Annotated in this window: 17 protein-coding genes and 1 tRNA gene; 11 read left to right on the top strand and 7 right to left on the bottom strand. The window is 70.8% G+C overall.

The genetic code is table 11. The features are described 5' to 3' along the window. Positions 1-10: 10 nt before the first annotated feature. Positions 11-508: a MarR family winged helix-turn-helix transcriptional regulator gene (locus ACPEH2_RS02630; RefSeq protein WP_064001725.1), complete on the bottom strand. Its 498-nt coding sequence runs from the start codon at positions 506-508 to the stop codon at positions 11-13. Positions 509-611: 103 nt separating this feature from the next. Between ACPEH2_RS02630 and ACPEH2_RS02635 the strand changes: the two genes are divergently transcribed. From ACPEH2_RS02635 to ACPEH2_RS02665, 7 genes are all read left to right on the top strand, one after another. Beyond that, positions 612-683: transfer RNA gene (locus ACPEH2_RS02635), tRNA-Gln, on the top strand. 1 nt (position 684) lies between these two features. Next, positions 685-2160 carry a bifunctional UDP-N-acetylglucosamine diphosphorylase/glucosamine-1-phosphate N-acetyltransferase GlmU gene (gene glmU / locus ACPEH2_RS02640; protein ID WP_359917256.1) on the top strand — a complete coding sequence of 492 codons (1476 nt, stop codon included), beginning with the start codon at positions 685-687 and terminating at the stop codon, positions 2158-2160. Beyond that, a complete protein-coding gene (locus ACPEH2_RS02645; RefSeq protein WP_359917259.1) occupies positions 2132-3169 on the top strand; it encodes a ribose-phosphate diphosphokinase in 1038 nt (345 codons plus the stop codon). Before glmU ends, ACPEH2_RS02645 begins: the two co-directional genes overlap by 29 nt. An 11-nt stretch (positions 3170-3180) precedes the next feature. Then, positions 3181-5877, top strand: a complete 2697-nt coding sequence (locus ACPEH2_RS02650) for an HAD-IC family P-type ATPase (protein ID WP_423718203.1) — start codon at positions 3181-3183, stop codon at positions 5875-5877. Positions 5878-5949: 72 nt separating this feature from the next. After that, positions 5950-6384 (top strand): FMN-binding protein, encoded by a 435-nt coding sequence (locus tag ACPEH2_RS02655; RefSeq protein ID WP_359917264.1) that lies wholly within the window; start codon positions 5950-5952, stop codon positions 6382-6384. Then, complete coding sequence (locus tag ACPEH2_RS02660; protein ID WP_359917267.1) at positions 6381-7238, top strand: FAD:protein FMN transferase; 858 nt, start codon at positions 6381-6383, stop codon at positions 7236-7238. Before ACPEH2_RS02655 ends, ACPEH2_RS02660 begins: the two co-directional genes overlap by 4 nt. Then, positions 7235-8788: an FAD-dependent oxidoreductase gene (locus ACPEH2_RS02665; RefSeq protein WP_359917269.1), complete on the top strand. Its 1554-nt coding sequence runs from the start codon at positions 7235-7237 to the stop codon at positions 8786-8788. The genes ACPEH2_RS02660 and ACPEH2_RS02665 overlap by 4 nt, the downstream gene beginning before the upstream one ends. Here ACPEH2_RS02665 and ACPEH2_RS02670 read toward each other — a convergent pair. Genes ACPEH2_RS02670 through gndA form a run of 4 tightly spaced genes read right to left on the bottom strand, consistent with a single transcriptional unit; the run spans position 8782 to position 13091 of the window. Continuing rightward, positions 8782-10251, bottom strand: a complete 1470-nt coding sequence (locus ACPEH2_RS02670; RefSeq protein ID WP_423718204.1) for a sensor histidine kinase — start codon at positions 10249-10251, stop codon at positions 8782-8784. The genes ACPEH2_RS02665 and ACPEH2_RS02670 overlap by 7 nt on opposite strands. Then, the gene (locus ACPEH2_RS02675) at positions 10248-10973 is read right to left on the bottom strand and encodes a response regulator transcription factor (protein WP_359917272.1); all 726 of its coding nucleotides are present in this window, start codon (positions 10971-10973) and stop codon (positions 10248-10250) included. The genes ACPEH2_RS02670 and ACPEH2_RS02675 overlap by 4 nt, the downstream gene beginning before the upstream one ends. A 49-nt stretch (positions 10974-11022) precedes the next feature. Then, complete coding sequence (locus ACPEH2_RS02680) at positions 11023-11547, bottom strand: VanZ family protein (RefSeq protein WP_359917851.1); 525 nt, start codon at positions 11545-11547, stop codon at positions 11023-11025. Then, positions 11502-13091, bottom strand: coding sequence for an NADP-dependent phosphogluconate dehydrogenase (gndA, locus tag ACPEH2_RS02685; protein WP_359917275.1), 1590 nt, complete (start codon positions 13089-13091; stop codon positions 11502-11504). Before gndA ends, ACPEH2_RS02680 begins: the two co-directional genes overlap by 46 nt. Positions 13092-13574: 483 nt before the next feature. On the opposite strand from gndA, the gene ACPEH2_RS02690 reads away from it, so the two are divergent. From ACPEH2_RS02690 to ACPEH2_RS02700, 3 genes are all read left to right on the top strand, one after another. Next, a complete protein-coding gene (locus ACPEH2_RS02690; protein WP_359917277.1) occupies positions 13575-14195 on the top strand; it encodes a 50S ribosomal protein L25/general stress protein Ctc in 621 nt (206 codons plus the stop codon). 66 nt (positions 14196-14261) lie between these two features. Next, complete coding sequence (gene pth / locus ACPEH2_RS02695; protein ID WP_253034022.1) at positions 14262-14846, top strand: aminoacyl-tRNA hydrolase; 585 nt, start codon at positions 14262-14264, stop codon at positions 14844-14846. A 17-nt stretch (positions 14847-14863) separates the two neighbouring features. Beyond that, entirely contained in the window at positions 14864-15295 is a 432-nt protein-coding gene (locus ACPEH2_RS02700; protein ID WP_359917282.1) for an SRPBCC family protein, read from the top strand. A 60-nt stretch (positions 15296-15355) separates the two neighbouring features. On the opposite strand, the gene ACPEH2_RS02705 is transcribed toward ACPEH2_RS02700, so the two are convergent. Beyond that, entirely contained in the window at positions 15356-16741 is a 1386-nt protein-coding gene (locus ACPEH2_RS02705) for an HNH endonuclease signature motif containing protein (RefSeq protein WP_359917285.1), read from the bottom strand. A gap of 157 nt (positions 16742-16898) precedes the next feature. Between ACPEH2_RS02705 and mfd the strand changes: the two genes are divergently transcribed. After that, positions 16899-20489, top strand: a complete 3591-nt coding sequence (mfd, locus tag ACPEH2_RS02710; protein WP_359917288.1) for a transcription-repair coupling factor — start codon at positions 16899-16901, stop codon at positions 20487-20489. Between the two features lie 69 nt (positions 20490-20558). Here the strand turns inward: mfd and ACPEH2_RS02715 are convergent, their stop codons facing one another. Beyond that, a complete protein-coding gene (locus ACPEH2_RS02715) occupies positions 20559-23231 on the bottom strand; it encodes a phosphoenolpyruvate carboxylase (RefSeq protein WP_423718206.1) in 2673 nt (890 codons plus the stop codon). Positions 23232-23293 lie beyond the last annotated feature (62 nt).

The raw sequence follows: 23293 nt of genomic DNA on the forward strand, positions 1-23293 counted from the left end.
CCATCGCGGATCAGACGTCGAATCCGAGGCTCAGCTTGCGCAGGAGCGCGGCGAGCCGGTCCCGGTCGGCGCGCGAGAGCTGGCCGAGGAGCTCGGCCTCGGCGTCGACGAGGCGGGTGATCGCGGCATCCACCCGATTCCGCCCTTCCTCGGTGAGGGTCACTAAGACACCGCGGCCGTCGCCGGGGTCGGCCGCGCGCACGACGAGGCGACGGTCGACGAGCCGGTCGATGCGGTTGGTCATCGTGCCGCTCGAGACGAGCGTCTGCTGCAGCAGCTGCTTGGGGCTGAGGGTGTACGGCTCGCCCGCGCGGCGGAGGGCCGAGAGCACGTCCCACTCCCACGGTTCCAGGTCGCTGCGCTGGAAGGCCTCGCGACGCGCGCGGTCGAGGTGTCGCGACAACCGATCTACCCGCGAGAGCACCTCGAGCGGCGAGAAGTCCAGATCGGGTCGCTGCGCGATCCAGGCGCTCACGATCCGGTCGACCTCGTCGTGTTCGGGAGCCATCCCCCCATCATCGCAGAGCGCCTGCGGCGCCCGTGTCCGAGGCGGCCGCCCGCGCGCGCATGGCAGACTTGTCGGGCGGCCACCGGACCCCGGAGCGCCGCGGTCCGCCGTGGTGTAATGGCAGCACGACAGCCTTTGGAGCTGTGAGGTCTAGGTTCGAGTCCTGGCGGCGGAGCATGACCGAGAACGCGCTCGACCCCCGCCTCGCCGTCGTCATCCTCGCCGCCGGGCAGGGGACGCGGATGAAGTCCTCACTCCCGAAGGTGCTGCACCGCATCAGCGGCCGTCCGCTCGTCGGGCACGTGCTCGACACCGCGCGCGACCTCGCCCCGGCGCACGTCGTCGTGGTCGTCCGTCACGAGCGCGACCAGGTCGCGGCGGCCGTCCTCGGTGTCGCTCCCGAGGTCGTCGTGGTCGACCAGGACGAGATCCCCGGCACCGGCCGCGCCGTCGAGATCGCCCTCGACGCCCTCGTCGGCTTCGAGGGCGACGTCCTGGTGCTGAGCGGAGACTGCCCCCTCGCCGACGCCGACACCCTCGGCGCCTTCGTGTCCGAGCACCGCACCGCGCAGGCCGACGCGACCCTCATGACCGCCGTCGTCGACGACCCCACCGGGTACGGCCGCATCATCCGCGAGAGCGACGGCAGCGTGGCGCGCATCGTCGAGCAGAAGGATGCCTCGCCCGATGAAGCGGCCGTCAGCGAGGTCAACGCGGGGATGTACGTCTTCGCCGCCGCCGCGCTCCGCGAGCACCTGCCGCAGGTGGGGACGGTGAACGCGCAGAACGAGAAGTACCTCACCGACACCGTCGCGCTGCTGCGCCGCGCGGGGCGGCGGGTCGCGGCATCCGTCGCGAAGGACCCGACCGTCACGTACGGCGTCAACGACCGCGTGCAGCTGTCCGAGGTGGGCCGACTGCTGAACGCGCGGACCGTCCGTCGCTGGCAGCTCGCGGGGGTCACCGTCCTCGATCCCGCCACGACGTGGATCGACGTCACGGCGACCCTCGCGCCCGACGTGACCGTCCTCCCCAACACCCACATCCTGCGCGCGACGAGCATCGCCGAGGGCGCGACCGTCGGCCCCGACACGAGCCTCGTCGACTGCGAGGTCGGGCGCGGCGCGACCGTCACCCGCACCGACGCGACCCTCGCCGTCATCGGCGCAGACGCGACCGTGGGACCCTTCGCCTACGTCCGGCCCGGCACCGAGCTGGGGGAGCGCGGCAAGATCGGCACGTTCGTCGAGACGAAGAACTCGACGATCGGCGCGGGCAGCAAGGTGCCTCACCTCTCGTACATCGGCGACACCACGATCGGCCGGAACGTGAACCTCGGTGCCGGCGCGATCACCGCGAACTACGACGACATCACCAAGCACCGCACCGAGATCGGCGACGAGGTGCACTCCGGCTCGCACAACGTCTTCGTCGCGCCAGTTAGGATCGGAGATGGCGCCAAGACAGGTGCCGGAGCGGTGATCCGCAAGGATGTGCCCGCCGGCGCTCTCGCCCTGAACGTCACCCCCCAGCGCAACATCGAGGGCTGGGTCGAGACCAACCGACCGGGAACCGGAGCTGCGGAAGCCGCCGCCCGGGCCCGGTCCGCACAGAAGGCGGACGATGGGTCGCAAGAAGCAGCAGACGGTTGACCTGGACGCCGAGCGCGGCATCGCGCCCGGCCTGGTCGCGAAGACCAAGAAGCGTCTCGTCGTCGCGTCGGGTCGTTCGCACGAGGATCTCTCTGCCGAGGTGGCCGGGGCGCTCGGCACGCAGCTCGTCCCCACCGAGCACCGCACCTTCGCCTCCGGCGAGATCCTGACCCGCTTCGAGGTCTCGATCCGCGGATGCGACTTCTTCCTCGTGCAGTCGTTCGGCCCGCCGGTGAACGAGTGGCTCATGGAGACCCTCATCATGCTGGATGCCGCCAAGCGCGCATCCGCGAAGCGGATCACCGTGGTCGCGCCGTACTTCCCGTACTCGCGGCAGGACAAGAAGGGCCGCGGCCGCGAGCCGATCAGCGCCCGCCTCGTCGCCGACCTGTTCAAGACCGCCGGCGCAGACCGCGTGATGAGCGTCGACCTGCACGCGGCGCAGATCCAGGGCTTCTTCGACGGCCCCGTCGACCACCTGTTCGCCAAGCCGGTCCTGCTCGAGCACTTCGAGAACACCCTGTCGCCCGAGGACCGCGCGAAGCTCACGGTCGTGTCCCCCGATACCGGCCGCGTCCGCGTTGCCGACACCTGGTCGGACAGCCTTGGCGCCCCGCTCGCGATCATCCACAAGCGGCGCGACCCGAACGTGGCGAACCAGGTGACCGTCAACGAGATCGTCGGCCAGGTTGAGGGGCGCGTGTGCCTCCTCGTCGACGACATGATCGACACCGGCGGCACGATCGTGAAGGCCGCCCAGGCGCTGAAGGCCAGCGGGGCCGAGCGCGTGATCGTCGCCGCCACGCACGCGATTTTCAGTGACCCGGCCGCCGAGCGGCTGCAGGACGCGTCCATCGACGAGGTCGTCGTCACCGACACGGTGCCGCTGCCTCCCGAGAAGCGCTTCCCCGGGCTCACGATCCTCCCCATCGCCCCGCTCCTCGCGCGGGCGATCAAGGAGGTCTTCGAGGACGGCTCGGTGACCAGCATGTTCGACGGCGCCTCCTGATCGGACATTCGATGGCCTTGTCGCACTCCGACTCCGGCGCGGGCATCGGCGCCCCGTTCTCCCTCCCGATCGACGACGTCGAAGCGCTGCTGCGCACGGACGCCGGCGGACTGACCTCCGACGACGCCGCCGCCCGGCTCGGCGAGCACGGGCGCAACGAGCTTCCCGAAGCTGCGCGGACGCCCGCCTGGCGCCGTTTCCTGTCGCACTTCAACGACATCCTGATCTACATCCTGCTGGCCTCGGCCGCCATCAAGGCGGTCATGGGGGATTGGCTTGAGTTCTGGGTGATCGTCGCCGTCGCCGTCATCAACGCGGTGATCGGCTTCGTGCAGGAGGGACGTGCAGAGAAGGCCCTCGCCGGTATCCGCGGGATGCTGTCGCGCGAGGCGACGGTCCGCCGCGACGGCGCCTGGATCACGATCCCCGCCGCCGAGCTGGTCCCCGGCGACAGTGTCCGCCTCGCGCCCGGCGACCGGGTGCCGGCCGACCTGCGCTTGACTCAGGCGGTGCAGCTGCGCATCGACGAGGCCGCCCTCACGGGGGAGTCGGTGCCCTCGTCGAAGCAGACCGAACCCGTCGAGGCGCACGTCGGCATCGGCGATCGCCGGTCGATGGCCTATTCGGGCACCATCGTCTCGGCCGGCCAAGGGCGCGGCATCGTCACCGACACGGGAGGTGCGACCGAAATCGGCCGCATCCAGGAGTTGGTGCAAGATGCCGGGTCGCTGCAGACCCCACTGTCGATGCAGCTCGGCAAATTCGGCAAGGTGCTGACCCTGGTCATCCTCGGGATGGCCGCGGTCATGCTGCTGATCGGCCGCTACGTGCACGATCTGCCGTTCGACGACCTCATCTCCGCGGCCATCGGGTTCGCCGTCGCGGCCATTCCCGAGGGGCTCCCGGCCCTCGTCACGATCACTCTCGCCATCGGCGTGCAGCAGATGGCGCGTCGCCACGCGATCACCCGGAAGCTCCCCGCCGTCGAGACGCTGGGCTCGGTGTCCACGATCTGCTCCGACAAGACCGGCACCTTGACGAAGAACGAGATGACCGTGCGCACGCTCGTCACCCCGATCGGGCATTACGAGGCGACCGGGCTCGGCTACGACCCCGACGGGCGCATCGTCGACGCCGACGGCGACGAGGCCTCCAGCAGCGACCTCGCCGCCCTGCTCGCCGTGGCGACGCTCTGCAACGACGCGCACCTCGTCAAGGACGGCGACCGCTGGAGCCTTGTCGGCGAGCCGACGGAGGGCGCCCTGAAGGTCGTCGCGATGAAGGGCGGCGCGTCGAGTGCCGGCACCACCCGCCGCGATGTCGTGCCGTTCGACTCCGCGCACAAGTTCATGGCGACGCTCAACGAGTCCGATGACGGTGCCCGCGCGATCCTCGTGAAGGGTGCCCCCGACCGTCTCCTCGCACGCGCGCTCACGCAGCGTGGCGCCGACGGCTCCGAGCCGCTCGACCGCGTCCGCTGGGAGAGTGAGGTCGACGCGCTCAGCGCGCAGGGTCTCCGCGTGCTCGCCGCGGCCCGCAAGGCCACGCGTGCCGCGCACGTCGAGGCCGGCGACCTCGTCGACCTCGAGTTCCTCGGGCTGTGGGGCATCGTCGATCCGCCCCGCCCCGAGGCGATCGACGCCATCGCGGACTGTCACGCCGCCGGCATCCGGGTGAAGATGATCACCGGCGATCACGCCGGCACCGCCGTCGCGATCGGCCGCGAGATGGGGCTCGTCAGCGACGAGCGCTCCCGCGTGCTCACCGGTCCCGAGCTGGAGGAGCTCAGCCAGGCGCAGCTCGCCGAGGTCGTCCGCGACGTCGACGTGTACGCCCGAACGAGCCCCGAGCACAAGATCCGCATCGTCCGCGCCCTCCAGTCGCACGGCGAGGTCGTCGCGATGACCGGCGACGGTGTCAACGACGCGCCCGCGCTCACCCGCGCCGACGTCGGGATCGCGATGGGCATCAAGGGCACCGAGGCGACGAAGGAAGCCGCGGAGATCGTCCTCGCCGACGACAACTTCGCCACGATCCGCAGCGCCGTGCGCGAGGGTCGCCGGATCTACGACAACCTCCGCAAGTCGGTCGTCTTCCTGCTGCCCACCAACGGCGCTCAGTCGCTCGTCGTGCTCGCGGCCGTGCTGTTCGGCTTCACGCTGCCGCTGTCGCCGGTCCAGGTGCTCTGGGTGAACATGGTCACCGGCGTCACCCTCTCGCTCGCCCTCGCCTACGAGCCGGCCGAGCGCGGCATCATGACGCGCCCGCCGCGCCCCTCGGGCGGGTCGATCATCTCCCGACGCGAACTCGGGTTCGTCCTCGCCGTCTCGCTCGTCATCGGCGGGGTGACCCTCGCCGTGTTCGGCTGGGCGCTGGCTGCCGGGGCCGAGCTGCCGGTCGCGCGCACGATGGCGGTCACGGTGCTCGCGTTCGGGCAGCTCGGGTTCCTCCTGAACTGCCGGTTCCTCTCCCGGTCGAGCCTCACGCCGGCCGTTCTCCGCGGCAACCCGGTGGTCGGTTGGTCGGCGGCGGCGCTGCTCGTGCTCCAGCTCGCCTACACCTACCTGCCGCTGCTGAACGGACTGTTCGACTCGCGCCCGCTCAGCCTGCTGCAGGTGGGTGTCGCATTGGCGGCGGGTGTCGTCGTGTTCCTGGTCGTCGAGCTGCTGAAGCTCGGTGTCCGCCGCCCCGTCGCGGCTGCCGCATAGACGGCGCAGAGCCTGCGCTCGGCCGTGACCGTTAGCGTGAGTGCGTTCGCCCCCACCTCCGAGGAGCCTTCGATGAGCCGCCCCGCCCTCTCCCGTCCCGTCCGCGTCGGTGCCGCCGCGGCATCCGTCGCCGGTCTCGTCCTCCTCGCCGGGTGCGGCGCTGAGACGGCGAGCCCGGACGCGGCCGCCGAGCCCGTCGCCCCCGGAGCCGACTACGCCGACGGCACCTACACCGCCGACGGCTCGTACCAGACCCCCGAGTCGGTGGAGACGATCAGCGTCACCCTGACCCTCGCGGACGGTGTCGTGACCGAGGTCGAGGTCACCGGAGACCCGCAGGCGCGGGAGAGCCAGCAGTATCAGGGGCTGTTCATCGGCGGCATCGCGGACGAGGTCGTCGGCAGGAGCCTCGACGACATCGAGGTCGACCGTGTCGCCGGCTCCTCTCTCACCAGCGGCGGCTTCAACGCCGCCGTTCAGGAGATCCGCACCGAAGCCGCGGGATGAGCGGCGCCCGCTGGCGGTTCGACGCCATCGGGACCCGGTGGACGATCGACACCGATGACCCGCTCGCCGTCGACACCCGGGCGGCCGTGACCGGGATCATCGAGACGTTCGACCGGGAGTGGTCGCGGTTCCGGTCGGATTCGACGGTGACCGCGCTCGCCTGCGGCGAGACGACGACGGCGCCTGCCGACACCGCCATGATGCTCGACGCGTACGCGGAGCTCGATGCGGCCACCGGCGGCGCGGTGAACCCGCTCGTCGGTGACGCTCTCGCCCGGCGCGGCTATGACGCCACGATCTCCCTCGTCGACTCTGGCGCGGCCCCGGCTCCCACAGACTGGCGGGGGATCGTCCGGCACGAGGCCGGCACCCTCCGCATCACCCCGCCGGCGATGCTCGACGTCGGCGCGCTCGGCAAGGGGCGCCTCGTCGATCTGGTGCACGGCGCACTCCTCACGCGGGTGAGCGGGGGCATCGTCATCGACGCCGGCGGCGACCTCGCCGTCTCCGGTCTCACGCAGCGGGTCGCCCTCGAGCACCCCTACGACACCACCCGAGCCATCGGGGTGTGGTCGGTGACGGATGCCGCGCTGTGCGCGTCCGCAGTCAATCGACGTGCCTGGGGCGCCGGCCTCCACCACGTGCTCGACGCCCGCACCGGCGCACCGGTGCGGCGGTATGCGGCGACGTGGGCGGTCGCCGCCGACGCGATGACAGCCGACGCCGTCGCCACCGCGCTGTTCTTCGACGGCGGTCCGGCCCTGGCGGCTGACTGGGGCGCAGAATGGGTGCGCATGCGCACCGACGGCTCCGTCGAATGGTCCCCCCGATGCGAAGCGGAGTTGTTCTCGTGATCTCATCCCTCAGTGCCGCCTGGAGTCGCGTGTTCGGCGTCCTCGGCAGGTTGTCCATGTACCGCCTCGTGCTCTTCGCGCTCTCGGCGCTGGCCGTGATCACCCTGGCGGTGTCCCTCGCGGGCGGGGTGTCGGTGGCCCCGCTGGAGTTCGTCGTCACGCTCGCCGTGCTGGCCGTCTCGATCGCCCTCGTCGACGCCGTCGCCCAGCGCATCGTCCGCCGACCGTGGCGGATCGAATCCGCCCTCATCACGGCGCTGATCCTCGTGTTCGTCCTGCGCCCCACCCTCGAGCCGCTGCCGCTCGTCGGCGTCGCCGTCGCAGGCGCTCTCGCCTCGGCATCCAAGTACGTGCTCGCCTGGCAGGGCCGGCACATCTTCAACCCGGCCGCGGTCGGCGCGATGGCCCTCACGATCATCAGCATCTGGGCGCCCGATCTCGGGTCGGCGGCGTGGTGGGTGGGCAACCCGCTGCTCGCCCTGCCGGTGCTGCTCCTCGGGCTGGTCGTGCTCGTGCGCACCGAGAAGGTGCGGGTCATCGGCCTGTTCCTCGTCGTCGCGGTCGCGGTCGCGCTGGTGCGCACGATCGTGCAGGCCCAGTCGGCGGGGTTCGCCCTCGACCCGGGGATGACGTTCTCGGCGATCGTCCTGTCATCGCCGTTCCTGTTCCTCGGCGCGTTCATGCTCTCGGAGCCGCTCACCTTGCCGCCGCGCCGCTGGCAGCAGTTCGTCGTGACGGCCGTCGTCGGTGTGCTCGCCGGGTGGCCGATCTCCCTCGGCGAGATCACCCTCGGCCAGGAGCGCGCTCTCCTCGTCGGGAACCTCGTCGCCTTCGTCTTCGCGATGCGTACGGCCGTGCGGCTGACGATCGTCGAACGCACCCCGCTCACACCGAGCGTGCGCGAGTACAGCTTCCGCGCCGAGCGCCCGGTCCGCTTCGCCCCGGGGCAGTACCTCGAGCTCGAGGTTCCCCACGCGCACCCCGACTCCCGAGGGACCCGGCGCGAGTTCAGCATCCTCTCGTCCCCGGCCGAGCTGCCGCTCGTGAAGATCGCGATGCGCGAAGGATCGCAGTCCAGCTACAAGAAGGCGCTCGCCACGGTCGAACCCGGCGACGAGCTCGCGATCACGGGGATCTGGGGCGACTTCGTCCTGCCGCGCCGCGCCGACGCGCCCGTGCTGATGGTGGCGGCGGGCATCGGCGTGACGCCGTTCGTGTCCCAGCTGCGTCACCTGCGCCTCACGCAGGAGCGACGCGATGTCGTGTTCGTCTACGTCGCCTCGGCCAGCGACGAACTCGCGTTCCGGGACGACCTCGAGGCCGCCGGCATCCCGGTCATCGTCGTCACGCGCGACGAACCCGCGGACCTCCCGGCGGGCTGGACGTGGGCGGGCGGTTCGCGTCTCGACGCCGACGGGCTGTTGCGCCTGGTTCCCGACATCGACCGCCGTCACGCCTACGTGTCGGGCCCGCCGGCGCTGATCGCGACCCTCACCCCGGCCCTCGAGCGGGCCAAGTCGATCACGACGGACGCGTTCAGCGGTTACTGAGCGGGGGAGTCGGGGCGGGCGGGCATCCGCACCTCGAAGGTCGTCGAGCCGGGATCGGAGGCCACGGCGATACGGCCGCCGTGGCCCTCGACGATCGCCTTGACGATCGAGAGCCCGAGCCCCGTGCCGCCGGTCTGGCGCGCGCGGGACGAGTCGGCGCGCGAGAACCGCTCGAACAGGTCGCCGACGACGGTGGGGTCGATGCCGGGCCCGTCGTCGTGGATGCGCAGGACCGCGTCGCCGTCCTCCGACGCCACGGTCGTCGTCACGCGGGTGCCGGCGGGGGTGTGGACCCGCGCGTTGGCGAGCAGGTTCGCCGCCACCTGGTGCAGCCGTCCGGCGTCGCCAGCGACGATGACGGGCTCGTCGGGCACCTCCAGCACCCACTCGTGGTCGGTACCGGCCACCCGCGCGTCCGAGACGGCTTCCACAGCGAGGCGGGTGAGATCGACGGCGCTGTAGACGAGCTCGGTGCCCTCGTCGAGGCGAGCGAGCAGCAGCAGATCCTCGACGAGGGCCGTCATGCGCAGCGACTGCGCCTGGATGCGTTCCAGCGACTCCCGGGTGGTGTCGGCGACGACACCGGCGGCCGTGTTCCCGCTCGCTTCGGCGTGACGGATGCCGCGCAGCGAGAGCTCGGAATACCCCCGGATCGAGGCGAGGGGAGTGCGCAGTTCGTGGCTCGCGTCCGCGACGAACGCGCGCATGCGCTCCTCGTTGCGCTGGCGCGCGGCGAGGGAGGTCTCCACGTGGTCGAGCAGGGTGTTCAGGGCGTGCCCCACCTGACCGACTTCGGTGTGGGTATCGGTGTCCTCGTCGGGAACGCGCTCGGTGATCGTGACGGCACCCTCCGCCAGGGGCTGCGCCGCGACCCGAGAGGCGGTCGATGCGACGGAGCGCAGGGGTGTGAGGGCGCTGCGGATCAGGAGCGCGATGACCGCGGCGAGCACGAGCAGGCCGCCGGTGGTGAGGAGGGCGACGGTGGTGACGATGCGGGCGCTGACGCTCGTGACCTCCGAGGTCGGCAGCCCGAAGATGCTGGAGTACGGGCCGATCCGCAGCCGGTAGTCCCCGAGACCCGCGACCGTGGCGTCGGCCCAGTCGTTGCCGTCCGGGGCGCTGATCTGGATGTCGCGGGTGTCGAGGGTCCGGACGCCGCCCTCCGCATCGACGTACGCGGCGGTGGGGCCTGCGAGGTTGTTCACGACGAGCAGGGTGCCCCGCTCCGGGCGGGGGCTCGCTTCGAGGATCTGGTCGGCGCGGTGGGTGTAGTCGAGTGCGATCGAGTCCTGCACCCCGGTGACCTTCGCGTCGAGGTTCTCACGCAGGATCGACTCGAGCACCGTACCGGTGCCGAGTCCGACGGTGATGAGGATGACCGAGACGAACGACACGACCGCCGTGATCAGCCGCGCCTGCAGGCTCCAGCGGTGCCGACGGCGACGACGGGACGTCGTGCTCACTGGCTCGCTTTGATCATGTAGCCGACGCCGCGGACCGTGTGGATGAGCGGACCCTTGCCGGCGTCGATCTTCTTGCGCAGGTAGGAGATGTAGAGCTCGACGACGCTCGAGCGGCCGCCGAAGTCGTAGTTCCAGACGCGGTCGAGGATCTGCGCCTTCGAGAGCACGCGGCGCTGGTTGCGCATGAGGTAGCGCAGCAGCTCGAACTCGGTCGCGGTGAGCTCGATCTCGTCGTCGCCGCGGAAGACCTCGTGCGAGTCCTCGTTGAGGGTGAGGTCGCCGACGCGCAGGATCGGGTCGGCGGCGCCGGCGGATGCCCCAGCACGGCGCATCAGCCCCCGCAGCCGCGCGACGACCTCCTCGAGGCTGAACGGCTTCGTGACATAGTCGTCACCACCGGCGGTGAGCCCGGCGACACGGTCGCTGACGGAGTCCTTCGCGGTGAGGAAGAGCACCGGCACGTCGTCGCCGCCCTGGCGCAGACGCTGCAGAACCGACATCCCGTCGAGGTCGGGCATCATGATGTCGAGCACCATCGCGTCGGGGGCGAACTCCCGCGCGGCGGTGAGGGCGTCGAAGCCGGAACCCGCGGTGCGCACTTCCCAGCCCTCCATCCGTAGGGCCATCGAGAGCAGGTCGGTCAGCATCTGCTCGTCGTCGACGACGAGGACGCGCAGGGGGGAGCCGTCGGGGCGCTGGAGTACAGGGGCAGGCATGGTCATGACTCCATTCTCATGACCTTCCTATGACCGCGCTATGCCCCGGCTTCGGTCATGCTCGGTATTCCTGCTGCCGCCGGGGATGCGGCGGCGACAGCAGGAAGGCGAGCAGCAGCATGAGGCACATCCCGATGACGGCGCCCAGCGTGTTGGCGATCACGTCACGGACGTCGGCGACGCGGGAGTCGAGCAGGAGCGCCTGCAGGGTCTCGATCGCCGCACTGGCGAGCGCCCCCAGGATGGGCGCCAGCCACCAGCCGCGCACGCCGAACCACAGCACCGCGATCACCCCGAGGGGGACGAACATCGCGACGTTCGCGCCGAACTCGACGCGGTCGAACGTGATCCAGGCCGTCGAGGGACGCTCGGCGAACCACTCCAGCAGCCGGTTCAGTCCCGACGCGATGTCGGAACCGTACGGCGCCGCACGCAGCGTCATCCAGCCGACCAGCCATGCGTAGAGGGCGGTCAGGACGGCGAGGACGATGCGCGCGGCGGCCCGGTGGACACGCAGCGCGGTGTCGCTGCGGCTCAGTGGGTGTCCTCGGCTTCGACTTCGCTGCGGTCGCCGGACCAGAGGGTGTGGAAGGTGCCGTCCTTGTCGATGCGCTTGTAGGTGTGGGCGCCGAAGAAGTCGCGCTGTCCCTGGATGAGTGCGGCGGGCAGGCGGTCGGCGCGCAGGCCGTCGTAGTAGGCGAGGGAGGAGCTGAAGGCGGGGGCGGGGATGCCGGCGGATGCCGAGATGCGGACGACCTCGCGCCAGGCGTCCTGCGTGCGGCCGAGGGCTTCGACGAAGTACGGGGCGGTGAGGAGGACGGGGAGGTCCGCTTCGGCGTCGTAGGCGTCGGCGATGCGGTTGAGGAACTGGGCGCGGATGATGCAGCCGCCGCGCCAGATCTTGCTGACGGCGCCGAGGTCGATGTTCCAGCCGTACTGGGCGGCACCGGCGCGGATCTCGTCGAAGCCCTGGCTGTACGCGACGATCTTCGAGGCGTAGAGGGCCAGGCGCACCTGCTCGATGAACGCGTCGGCGTCGGTGACGGTGAAGTCCTCGGGGGAGGGGCCGGGCAGGCCGCCGGCCACGTCGCGCTGCTCGCGGTGGCTGGAGAGCGAGCGGGCGAAGGTGGCTTCGGCGATGCCGGAGACGGGGACGCCGAGGTCGAGGGCGGTCTGCACGGTCCAGGCTCCGGTGCCCTTGGCGCCGGCCTGGTCGAGGATGACGTCGACGAGGGGCTTGCCGGTGGCGGCATCCGTCTGGCGGAGCACCTCGGCGGTGATCTCGATCAGGTAGGACTCGAGCTCGCCGGTGTTCCACTCGGCGAAGATGTCGGCGATCTCGGCGGGTGTCTTGCCGGTGCCGCGGCGGATGAGGTCGTACGCCTCGGCGATGAGCTGCATGTCGGCGTACTCGATGCCGTTGTGCACCATCTTGACGAAGTGTCCGGCGCCGTCGTGGCCAATGTGGGTGACGCACGGCTCGCCCTCGGCGACCGCGGCGATGGACTTCAGGATGGGGCCGAGGGTGACCCACGCCTCGTCGGGGCCGCCGGGCATGAGGGACGGACCGTTGAGGGCGCCCTCCTCGCCGCCGGAGACACCCATGCCGACGAAGTTGTAGCCCGCCTCGGAGACGGCCTTCTCGCGGCGGATCGTGTCGGTGAACAGGCTGTTGCCGCCGTCGATGATGATGTCACCGGGCTCGAACACGCGCATGAGCTCGTCGATGACGGCATCCGTCGGCTTGCCAGCCTTGACCATGATGATCGCGGTGCGCGGCTTCTGCAGCGACGCGGCGAACTCCTCGTAGGTGAACGCGGGCACGAACTCGGCCTCGGGGTGCGCCTCGAGCAGCTCGTCGGTCTTCGACCGCGACCGGTTGAACACCGCGACCGTGTTGCCCTCACGCGACGCGAGGTTGCGGGCCAGGTTCGAGCCCATCACCGCGAGACCGACGACACCGATGTTCGCCGGACCCTGCGCAGAGCCGGTCGACGCCGACTCGGGGTGGGTGGGACGGTCGACCTCTTCGGGCTGCGGAGCCCCCTCGTGCTGCTGCGTCGCCTCGTGCGGAGCCTGATCCTGATCCGTCGAGGGGCCGGTGGGAGAGGGGGTCGACGACATACGGGGCTCCAGGTCTACGTGAGGTGTGAGCGGAATGGGGTGGGTGCCGGTGACCGGCGGTCCCCTCCGGTCACTGTATCCGCTGGACCGAGAGGGGCGATCGCATGTGACGCGGTCAGTCCTTGTAGCTGCGACCCATCGAGAAGAAGGCGCCGACGACGCAGACGGCGGTGGCCGCGCTCAGAGCTCCGACGAACCAGAGCAGTGCGTGCGACATCCATCCGTAGTCCATGGGTCCTCCGTGTCTCGGGGGTGAGGGGCTGGATTCCATCGTATCCGGCGCGCTGATAGACTCGACTCGAACTTCGGCGAGGGATGCGGCGCATCCGTGATCGACGCGGTGAAGCAGGCTTCGCGGCTTTCCTCACGCGCATGCGTTCGAGTCGAACCACAGACCACGTCTGGGCCGCATCGGCCCGGGTACAGACGAGGCCGTACCGGCCCCGATTGACTGGGCCGTGATGGCCCGCAAGGAGAACACTCATGTCGACTGAGACCGACACCAAGGTCGTCGCCGAGCTGCGCGAGCAGTTCGGTAAGGGCTTCGCCCGCCGTCTGCGCGCGTCCGGCAAGATCCCCGCTGTCATCTACGGCCACGGCACGGACCCCGTGCACGTCGCGCTTCCGGGCCACCAGGTCTCGCTGCTCATCCGTCGCGCCAACGCGCTGCTCGAGCTCGAGATCGCCGGCAAGCAGCAGCTCACGCTGGTCAAGGATGTCCAGAAGGACCCCGTGCACCAGATCATCGAGCACATCGACCTCCTCGTCGTGAAGAAGGGCGAGAAGATTCAGGTCGACGTTCCCGTCTCCGTCGTCGGCGAGCCGTTCCCCGGCACGATCGCGACGCTCGAGAACACGACCGTCACGCTCGAGGTCGAGGCCACCCACATCCCGCAGAACATCGAGGTCTCGGTCGAGGGCCTCGAGGACGGCACCCACATCACCGCCGGTGAGCTGACGCTGCCCCGCGGTGCCACGCTGGTGACCGAGGCCGACACGCTCGTCGTCGGTGTCGCGCTGCCGCCGGCTCCCGTCGAGGACGAGGCGGAGGGCGCCGAGGTCGAGGGCGACGAGGCGCCTGCCGCCGAGGAATCCGCCGAGTAAGACGAACACGTTCGAAGCCCGTCGCCGCTGTTGCTGCGACGGGCTTCGTCGTCGGAAGGGACGGTCATGGCCGACACCTGGTTGATCGTGGGGCTCGGGAACCCGGGACCGCGCTATGAGGCGACGCGACACAACGTCGGGCAGATGGTGATCGACGAGCTCGCGCGGCGGCGTTCCGAGACGCTGCGCTCGCACAAGGCGAACGCGCGGGTCGCCGAGACGTGGCTGCGGCCCGGGGGGCCGAAGCTGGTGCTCGCCAAGCCCAACTCGTTCATGAACGTATCGGGTGGTCCGGTGTCGGCGCTCGCGGCTTTCTACGGCGTGCCGGCGGAGCGGGTCGTGATCGTGCACGACGAGCTGGACATCCCCTTCGACTCCCTCAAACTGAAGGTCGGCGGCGGTCACGGCGGGCACAACGGCGTCCGTGACGTCGCGAAGGCGCTCGGCACGCCGGAGTTCCCGCGGGTGCGGGTCGGCATCGGGCGTCCGCCGGGGCGTCAGGACCCCGCCGATTGGGTGCTCGATCCGTTCGGGGCCGCGGAACGCCCGAACCTCCCGATCGCGATCGCGGATGCGGCGGATGCCGTGGAGCAGCTCGTCGAGGAGGGGCTGCTCGCCGCGCAGCAGCGTCACCACGCTCCGCGCGCCTGACGGTCACGTGTGTTCACGTGGTTCGCGATTCGGTGACGGCGGCGACGGACATCCGTGCGTCTGTGGAGGATGTCTGGCGATGCCTCACCGTCGGTCGGAGCGCATGGTGGCCTGAAATGCGCTGCGACGCGGTTGTCGGTTCGCCGCTCGTGGAAACGTGGGTCGAGGACGGGCGTCAGGCCACTGCGGAGGGAACTATCACGCAGTGTGCGCAACCGCACCTTCTCGGCTTCTGCTGGACCGAAAGTGGGTGGGAAGGCTCTCTCGACGTCGTGATCGAACTCGTCGGTCATGGTGATTCGACGTCGGTGAGACTGACCGAATCGGGATTCTCGCGCGTGGGGACCCCGCACTCGCTGCCGTCGGAACACGAGGCGGGGTGGCGGTATCACCTGGCGCGGCTCAAGCGTGCGAGCGAAGCTCGCGCGATCGACGTTGAGGTTCCGTGAGCGCGACCGGCGATGCAATCCCGGGGACGTCGCTGATGGCGGCTCGCCGCGGCGCGAACCTCAAAAGGGTGCGGGTCCCGCGGGCGGGTGGGGTGGTGGCGCGGCAGGGGTGAAGGCGACGGCCGGGGTGGGGGCGTCTTCGCGGTAGGTCCTGCCGAGGGGTGAGGTCCATTCGAGGACGCCACCCTTGAGTTGTCGGACCCTCCAGGCGGTGAACTGCTTCATGGAGTGATGCCTCTGGCACAGGTGGGCGAGGTTCGACAGTTCGGTTCGTCCGCCGAGCGCGTGGTCGTGGGTGTGATCGACTTCGCAGCGGATGGCTGCGACGCGGCATCCGGGGAACCGGCAGTGCTGATCCCGGGCTTGCAGGAACCTGCGCATCCCCGACGGGACTCGGTACGAATCGGTCGACACGGTGACCCCGGTGGTCGGGTCGTGGAACAGGCGCTCCCACATCCCGGTGCCGCCGGCGAATGTGCGCGCCGTCGCGGGGTCGATGGGGGAGCGCCCGGCGAGGTCGCATGGCCCATCGTCTTCTCCGGTAAGGGTGGCGGCGGGCACGAGTACCTGCACACGTGCGCGGATCGCGCCCAGCGGCCCGGCGGTGGTGTCGCGGGTGTCATCGAGGGCGGGTGCTCCCGCCAGGAGCAAGTCCGCGAACACGTCAGCGCGGACCTGGTCGGTGGACCGCTGGTCGGTGGCGATGATCGCGGCGGCGTCATCGTCGCGATCGCCGTCAGTGTCGCCGTCGCTGGCGGCTTCCCCGAACGCGACACCCGCACACCCGCGCGCAGCGACGCGTTCGTCGCGGGTGTCGACGATCGCTCGCGCCTGCTGCGTGAGCCGGTCGTGGATCCCTTCGGCGATCACCGTCGGGACGGTTGCGACGACGTCGCTCATCCCGTCTCGCCCCGGCACGATCCGCACGCACCGCCCGGCGGCGGCCTGCTCGTGCCGTTCCGCGAACGAGCGGGGGTGCATCCGGTGGGCGAGGATCTCGAGCTCGCCTCGCACCCGGTTCGGGGTGTCTCGCTCGCATCGGCTGATCGCGACCTGTTCGAACTCGGTCCACATTTCCGCCGGCAGGCTCGTTCCGGTTTCGACGATCGCGATCGCATGCCCGCGGACGATCCGTCCCTGCTCCCATGCCTCGACAGTCGCCGGGAAGCCTTCGATCAACGTCCGCGCCTCGCCGATCCGCCGCTGCACGGTCCGGTCGGTGACTCGCATTACTCCGCCGACCTCCGCCGCGATCGACCGCAACGCCATGTCGTGCACCTGCACACGAGCGTTGCGTTGCGCGGTCTGCGCTTCGGCCAACCGGCCCGCGGCGGCCAGTATCCGCAACTCCGCGATCTGCGCGGACGCCACCTCGCGTGCCACACTCGCGACGTCATCGACGATCGCCATCAGCGTGGCTGCGAAGTCGTCTTCGAAGGGGAACATTTGTTCTATTCTAGGGTTGGTTCAGATGGTAAGCAAGTAGTATTTTCGAACTAAAAATCCTCTCGCCCCGACCGAAGGGGAACCCATGTTCGATCCCATGACGCACCTCGCCCGCCTCGCCGACCCCGGTGTCCGACGCGCCGCGTAGACTTCCCCGGTGACAATTCCCGGGATCGTGCGCGCCCTCGAACAGGCTGACAGCTTCCGGGAGGCCCTCGACGGCGCCGGATCGGACGTCGACTTCTCGGCCGTGACGGGCCTCGACGCTCCGCTGCTCGCCGGACTCCTCGAGCGACGCGCCGCGTCGGGACGGCCTCCCGTCCTGCTGCTCGTCGCCCCTACCGGGCGCCGCGCCGAGAGCATCGGCGCGGCCCTGCAGTGCCTCCTGCCCGACGCCGTCGTCCGGCACCTCCCGGCATGGGAGACCCTGCCGCACGAGCGTCTCAGCCCCAGCGCCGAGACCGTCGGCCGGCGGCTGAGCGTCCTCCGCGATGCGGCCGACTGGGGCGGTCGCACCCCCCTCGTGGTCACTGCGTCCGTCCGTGGCGCGCTGCAGCCGATCGCGGCGGGATTGACGGATGCCGGTGTCGTCCGGCTCGAGCTCGGATCCCGCGGGCAGGAGCTCGACGACATCGTCCACCGACTCGTCGACCTCGCCTACCACCGGGTCGACATGGTCTCGCGACGAGGCGAGTTCGCCGTCCGCGGCGGCATCCTCGATGTGTTCCCGCCCGTCGCCGACCACCCCTACCGGGCGGACTTCTTCGGCGACGAGATCGATCAGATCCGCGCCTTCTCCGTCGCCGATCAGCGCTCCCTGCCCGGCGAGGTGCGCGAGGTGACCCTGCTCCCGAGCCGGGAGCTCCTCCTCACCGACGCCGTCCGCGAGCGGGCCGCCGCACTGCGGGATCGGATGCCGGGACTCGGCACCATGCTCGAGAAGATGAGCCAGGGCATCCCGGTCGAGGGCATGGAGTCGCTGCTGCCCGCCGTCGCCGACGCCGTCCTTCCGCTCGTGGACTACCTGCCCGAAGGCGCGGCGGTGGCCGTCGTCGACCCCGAGCGCGCCGTCACCCGCGCCATGACGCTCGCCGAGACGAACCGCGAGTTCCTCGAAGCCGCGTGGAGCGCGGCGACCGCCGGCGCCGAGAGCCCCGTCGACCTCGGCGCGGGCGACTTCCTCACCCTCCCCGAGTTGCGCGAGGCCTCCGCCTCCCGTCAGGGCGTGTGGTGGACGCTCAGCACCTTCGATTCGGGGGCGTCGGATGCTGCCGCCGAGGGCCTCGTCGAGCGTGCGGATGCGGCGGTTCGGATCCCCGCCTCTGCCGTCCCCTCGTTCCAGGGCAACATCGACGGCGCGACGGAGCACATCGGCAACCTGCTGAGCGCGGGCTGGCGCGTCGTGGTCGCGGCATCCGGAACCGGCCTCGTCGACCGCTCGCGCGACGTCCTCGCCGAACGCGGACTCGCCGCGCGCGCCGTCGACGCGGTGACCGACGTCCCCGATGCGGGGATCGCGGTCGCGACCGTCGCGACCCTCGAAGCAGGATTCCTCTTCGCCGACGCCAAGCTCGCCGTCTTCACCGAGAGCGACTTCTACGGACGCACGATCGGCGCCGACTCGCGCGTCGTCAAGAAGCTCGCGTCTCGTCGACGCAACGTCGTCGACCCGCTTCAGCTGAAGCCCGGCGATCACGTCGTCCACTCGACCCACGGCATCGGCCGGTTCGTCGAGCTCGTGCAGCGGGAGGTGTCCTCGGGCGGTCGCAACGCGGTCAAGAGCAAGCGCGAGTACCTCGTGCTCGAGTACGCGCCGTCCAAGCGCGGACACCCGGGCGACAAGCTCTTCGTCCCGACCGACCAGCTCGACCTGCTGTCGCGGTACGTCGGCGGCGAGGCGCCGCAGCTCTCGAAGATGGGCGGGTCGGATTGGGCCGCCGCCAAGGGCAAGGCGCGCCGTGCCGTCCGCGACATCGCCGTCGAGCTCGTGAAGCTGTACTCGGCCCGGATGGCGTCGAAGGGGTACGCGTTCGGTCCCGACACCCCGTGGCAGCGCGAGCTCGAAGAGGCCTTCCCGTTCGCCGAGACGCCGGACCAGCTGCAGACGATCGACGAGATCAAAGCCGACATGGAGAAGCCGATCCCGATGGACCGCCTGCTCTCGGGCGACGTCGGCTTCGGCAAGACCGAGGTCGCCGTCCGTGCCGCCTTCAAGGCCATCCAGGAGGGCAAGCAGGTCGCGATGCTCGTGCCGACGACCCTCCTCGCCAAGCAGCACCTCGAGACGTTCACCGAGCGCTTCGCCGGCTTCCCCGTCAAGGTCCGTCCGCTCTCGCGCTTCCAGACGGCGAAGGAGGCGAAGGACACCCTCGCCGGGCTCGCCGACGGCACGATCGACATGGTCATCGGCACCCACCGCATCCTCACCGAGAAGGTCGTCTTCAAGGACCTCGGCCTCATGATCATCGACGAGGAGCAGCGGTTCGGCGTCGAGCACAAGGACGCCCTGAAGAAGCTCAAGACCAACGTCGACATCCTCGCCATGAGCGCGACGCCCATCCCGCGCACGCTCGAGATGGCGGTCACCGGCATCCGCGAGATGTCGACGCTGGCGACGCCGCCCGAGGAGCGGCATCCGATCCTCACCTACGTGGGACCCCGCAGCGACAAGCAGATCGCCGCCGCCATCCGACGCGAGCTGCTGCGCGAGGGACAGGTGTTCTTCGTCCACAACCGCGTGTCCTCGATCCAGCGGGTCGCCGCGCAACTCGCCGAGCTGGTTCCCGAGGCGCGCATCGCCGTCGCGCACGGTCAAATGGGCGAGCACGCCCTCGAGCAGGTCGTCGACGACTTCTGGGAGCGTCGCGCCGACGTGCTCGTCTCGACGACGATCATCGAGACCGGTCTCGACATCGCGAACGCGAACACGATGATCATCGACCGCGCCGACAAGTACGGCCTGTCACAGCTGCACCAGTTGCGCGGCCGCGTCGGTCGTGGCCGGGAGCGCGCGTACGCCTATTTCCTGTACGACGAGAACAAGCCGCTGAGCGAGACCGCCGCCGACCGCCTCGAGACGATCGCCGTCAACAACGACCTCGGCTCGGGCATGCAGGTCGCCCTCAAGGACCTCGAGATCCGCGGCGCGGGCAACCTCCTCGGCGCCGAGCAGGCGGGTCACATCGCCGGCGTCGGCTTCGACCTGTACCTGCGGATGATCGGCGAGGCGGTCGCGACCTTCCGCGGCGAGGACACCGAGGGGCCGACCGAGCTCCGGCTCGAGCTCCCCGTGCAGGCGCGCATCCCCGAGTCGTACATCGACAGCGAGCGGCTGCGCCTCGAGGCGTACCAGAAGCTGTCGGCCGCGGCATCCGTCACCGCGGCGAAGGACGCCATCGACCTCGTGCTCGAGGAGCTCACCGACCGCTACGGCGCCCCGCCCGCCGAGGTCGAGGGCCTCATCTCGATCGCGCGGCTGCGTCGCCGCGCCGCGCAGTCGGGCCTGTCGGACGTCGTCGCGATGGGACCGAACCTCCGCATCGCGCCGGCGCACATCCCGGACTCCATCCGCGTGCGCCTGCAGCGCCTGCACCCCAAGGCCAAGGTCGTCTCGGGCGGCGAGGCGATGGTCGTCCCGTTGCCGACCGCCGGGGGTGAGCCGCTCGCCGACGCCGACCTCATCGCCTGGACGGCGCAGCTGCTCGATCAGATCTTCCCGCTCCCGGTCGCCGAGACCGCGGACGCCTGAGACGGCGCGTCCCGCCCGCGACAGTGGACCGTCAGGGGCGGGACGCGCCGTGTCGAGGGATGCCGGGGCTCACCCCGTGTTCTGCAGTCCCGCGGCGACGCCCGAGACCGACAGCAGCAGCAGCCGCTGCAGGTCGGGGTCGACCTGGCCGCCCGCCTGCGTCTCGCGGAGTCCGCGCAGCGCGCGCAGCTGCAGGAGCGAGAGCGCGTCGACGTACGGGCTGCGCATCTTCACCGCGCGCCCCAGCACGGGACGGTTGGACAGCAGCTCGGTGCCGCCGGTGAGGCGCACGACCCAGTCGCGGGTGAGGGTCATCTCGTCGCGGACGAGGGCGGCGAGGTCGTCGCGGTCGCCGAGCTCGAGATAGTGACGGGCGATGCGGTCGTCGGTCTTGGCGAGGCTCATGGCGACGTTGTCGATGAGGGTCCGGAACAGCGGCCACTCCTCGTACGCGCCCCGCAGCGTGGCCTCGTCGCCGACGGCGTCCAGCGCCGTCCCGAGACCGAACCAGCCGGCGAGGTTGATGCGGGCCTGCGTCCACGCGAACACCCACGGGATCGCCCGCAGGTCGGCGAGGGACTCCACCGACAGGCCGCGGCGCGCCGGACGCGAGCCGAGCGCGAGCAGCCCGATCTCCTCCATGGGGGTCACCTGGGCGAACCACGGCGCGAAGCCGGGCGCCTTCACGAGGGAGAAGAACCGCTCGCGCGAGGCCGCGTCCATCGTCGCCGCGACCGAGGCGTAGCGCTCGGCCGCGGACCGGTTGCGGTCCTCGATCGAGGGGGCCGAGGCGAGGAGGGTCGCGGCGGCGACCTGGTCGATGTGGCGCATCGCGATCGCGGGGTCGCCGTAGCGGGCGAAGATGACCTCGCCCTGCTCGGTGAGCTTGAAGCGGCCGTCGACGGAGTGGGGCGGCTGCGCGAGGATCGCGGAGTTCGCCGGTCCGCCGCCGCGCCCGAGGGCGCCGCCGCGGCCGTGGAACAGGGTCAATTCGATGCGCTGCTCGACCGCCCACGCCGAGATCTCCGCCTGCGCCTCGTACAGGGCGAGGTTGGCGGCGACGGGGCCGACGTCCTTCGACGAATCGGAGTAGCCGAGCATGACCTCGAGCCTGCGACCGGTCGCCTCGAGCCGGGACGCGAACGCCGGGTGGTCGACGATCTCGGCGAGGATCCCGGGGGCGGCCTGCAGGTCCGCGAACGTCTCGAACAGCGGGATGACGTCGAGCACCGGGGGAGTGCCGTCGGGACCCACGGCGTGCCGGGCGAGGGTGTGGACGGCGGCGAGGTCGTCGGCGGACTGCGTGAACGAGACGATGTAGCGGCCCGCGGCCCGCGGCCCGTACCGGTCCTGCAGGAACGCGATGGTGCGGAAGACCTCGAGCACCTCCTCGGTCAGCTCCGAGCGCGCACCGCCCGCTTCGAGCTCGGCGAGCACCTTGGCGTGCACGGCCGAGTGCTGGCGCACCTCGAGCTCGGTGAGGTGGAACCCGAAGGTCTCGACCTGCCAGAGGAGGTGCTGCAGGTGTCCGTAGGCCTGACGGGGAGCGCGCGCCGCGACGAGGGAATCCTGCAGGACCCGCAGGTCGGCGAGCAGGTGTTCGGGATCGCGGTAGGCGAGGTCCGCGTTGCGGGTGCGCGTCGCGGCGATCTTGCGGGCGAGCAGCAGCATGATGCGGCGGTAGGGCTCGTTGGGGGAGCGCTTCGCGATCTCGGCCGCCGCCTCCTCGTCGGCATCCTTCAGCCGCTGCCACAGTGCGAGCAGCTCCGGCGTGGGCGGGGTGGACCCGGCGTCGAGAGTCAGCGTGCGGCCCACCCGGTTCGCGGTGTGCTCGAGTCCCAGCAGGACGTGCTCGCTCGCGATCGCGGCGGCCTTGCGGGTCGTCTTGGCGGTCACGAACGGGTTGCCGTCGCGGTCGCCGCCGACCCAGGAGCCGATGCGCATGAAGGGGCGCACGAGGGGCGGGCGGGCCCCGGCATCCTCCCCCTGCAGGACGTCGTCGATGCGGCGGTAGACGTGCGGGATCGACGTGTACAGCGTCTCGTCGAAGATCGCCATGACGGCGCGCACCTCGTCGGTCGGCGACGGCTTCTCGGCGCGCAGCGGCGCGGTGCGCCAGAGGGTGTCGACCTCTTCGAGCATGCGACGCTCGGCACGGCGGCGGTCGGGGCTGTCGGCCTCGGCGGCATCCCGTTCGCGCAGCAGATCGGCGAGGCGACGGATGCTGTTCGACACCGCACGGCGCCGCGCCTCGGTCGGGTGCGCCGTGAAGACGGGGTGGAAACGCAGGCCCTGCAGTCGTTCGAGGGCGCCCTCCTGCCCGATCTCCTCGGACAGCCGCCGGTACGCCGAGACGATCGAGTCGCCTGCGTCCCGGGTGTCGCCGCGACCGCTCCGCTCGCGGAGGACTCGCACGCGCTGGTGCTCCTCGGCGAGGTTCACGAGGTGGAAGTAGCAGGTGAAGGCGCGGGCGACCTCCTCGGCGCGCTCCAGAGTGAACGCGTCCGCGATGGATGCCGCGCGCGCGAACGCCTCGGGGGTCGGGTCGGTGTATGCCTGGATCGTCGCGACGCGCAGTCGCTCGACGTCCTCGAACAGGCCGGGCGAACCGCTCTCGCGCAGCACGCGCCCGAGCAGCGCGCCGAGCGTGCGCACATCGGCGCGCATCCGCTCGGGGATCTCCTGCTCGGCTTCGTAACGTCCGACGAGGTCGATGGCTTCGGTGGGGGTCGGTTCGTGCACCGTTTCACGTTAGCGAGGATTGCGAGCGACATTTTCCGCGTGACGGTGGATGCCGGTGCCCG

This window comes from Microbacterium sp. NPDC064942 (assembly GCF_049545525.1).
In the GTDB taxonomy this organism is placed as follows: Bacteria; Actinomycetota; Actinomycetes; order Actinomycetales; family Microbacteriaceae; genus Microbacterium; species Microbacterium gawkjiense.

What these genes read in the sequence shown, in the direction of transcription:
- gndA (WP_359917275.1), bottom strand. Translation starts at nt 13,091, where the DNA reads ATGTCGTCGACCCCCTCTCCCACCGGCCCCTCGACGGATCAGGATCAG.
- ACPEH2_RS02675 (WP_359917272.1), bottom strand. Translation starts at nt 10,973, where the DNA reads ATGACCATGCCTGCCCCTGTACTCCAGCGCCCCGACGGCTCCCCCCTG.
- ACPEH2_RS02630 (WP_064001725.1), bottom strand. Translation starts at nt 508, where the DNA reads ATGGCTCCCGAACACGACGAGGTCGACCGGATCGTGAGCGCCTGGATC.
- ACPEH2_RS02655 (WP_359917264.1), top strand. Translation starts at nt 5,950, where the DNA reads ATGAGCCGCCCCGCCCTCTCCCGTCCCGTCCGCGTCGGTGCCGCCGCG.
- glmU (WP_359917256.1), top strand. Translation starts at nt 685, where the DNA reads ATGACCGAGAACGCGCTCGACCCCCGCCTCGCCGTCGTCATCCTCGCC.
- ACPEH2_RS02690 (WP_359917277.1), top strand. Translation starts at nt 13,575, where the DNA reads ATGTCGACTGAGACCGACACCAAGGTCGTCGCCGAGCTGCGCGAGCAG.
- ACPEH2_RS02645 (WP_359917259.1), top strand. Translation starts at nt 2,132, where the DNA reads ATGGGTCGCAAGAAGCAGCAGACGGTTGACCTGGACGCCGAGCGCGGC.
- ACPEH2_RS02705 (WP_359917285.1), bottom strand. Translation starts at nt 16,741, where the DNA reads ATGTTCCCCTTCGAAGACGACTTCGCAGCCACGCTGATGGCGATCGTC.
- ACPEH2_RS02660 (WP_359917267.1), top strand. Translation starts at nt 6,381, where the DNA reads ATGAGCGGCGCCCGCTGGCGGTTCGACGCCATCGGGACCCGGTGGACG.
- ACPEH2_RS02650 (WP_423718203.1), top strand. Translation starts at nt 3,181, where the DNA reads ATGGCCTTGTCGCACTCCGACTCCGGCGCGGGCATCGGCGCCCCGTTC.
- pth (WP_253034022.1), top strand. Translation starts at nt 14,262, where the DNA reads ATGGCCGACACCTGGTTGATCGTGGGGCTCGGGAACCCGGGACCGCGC.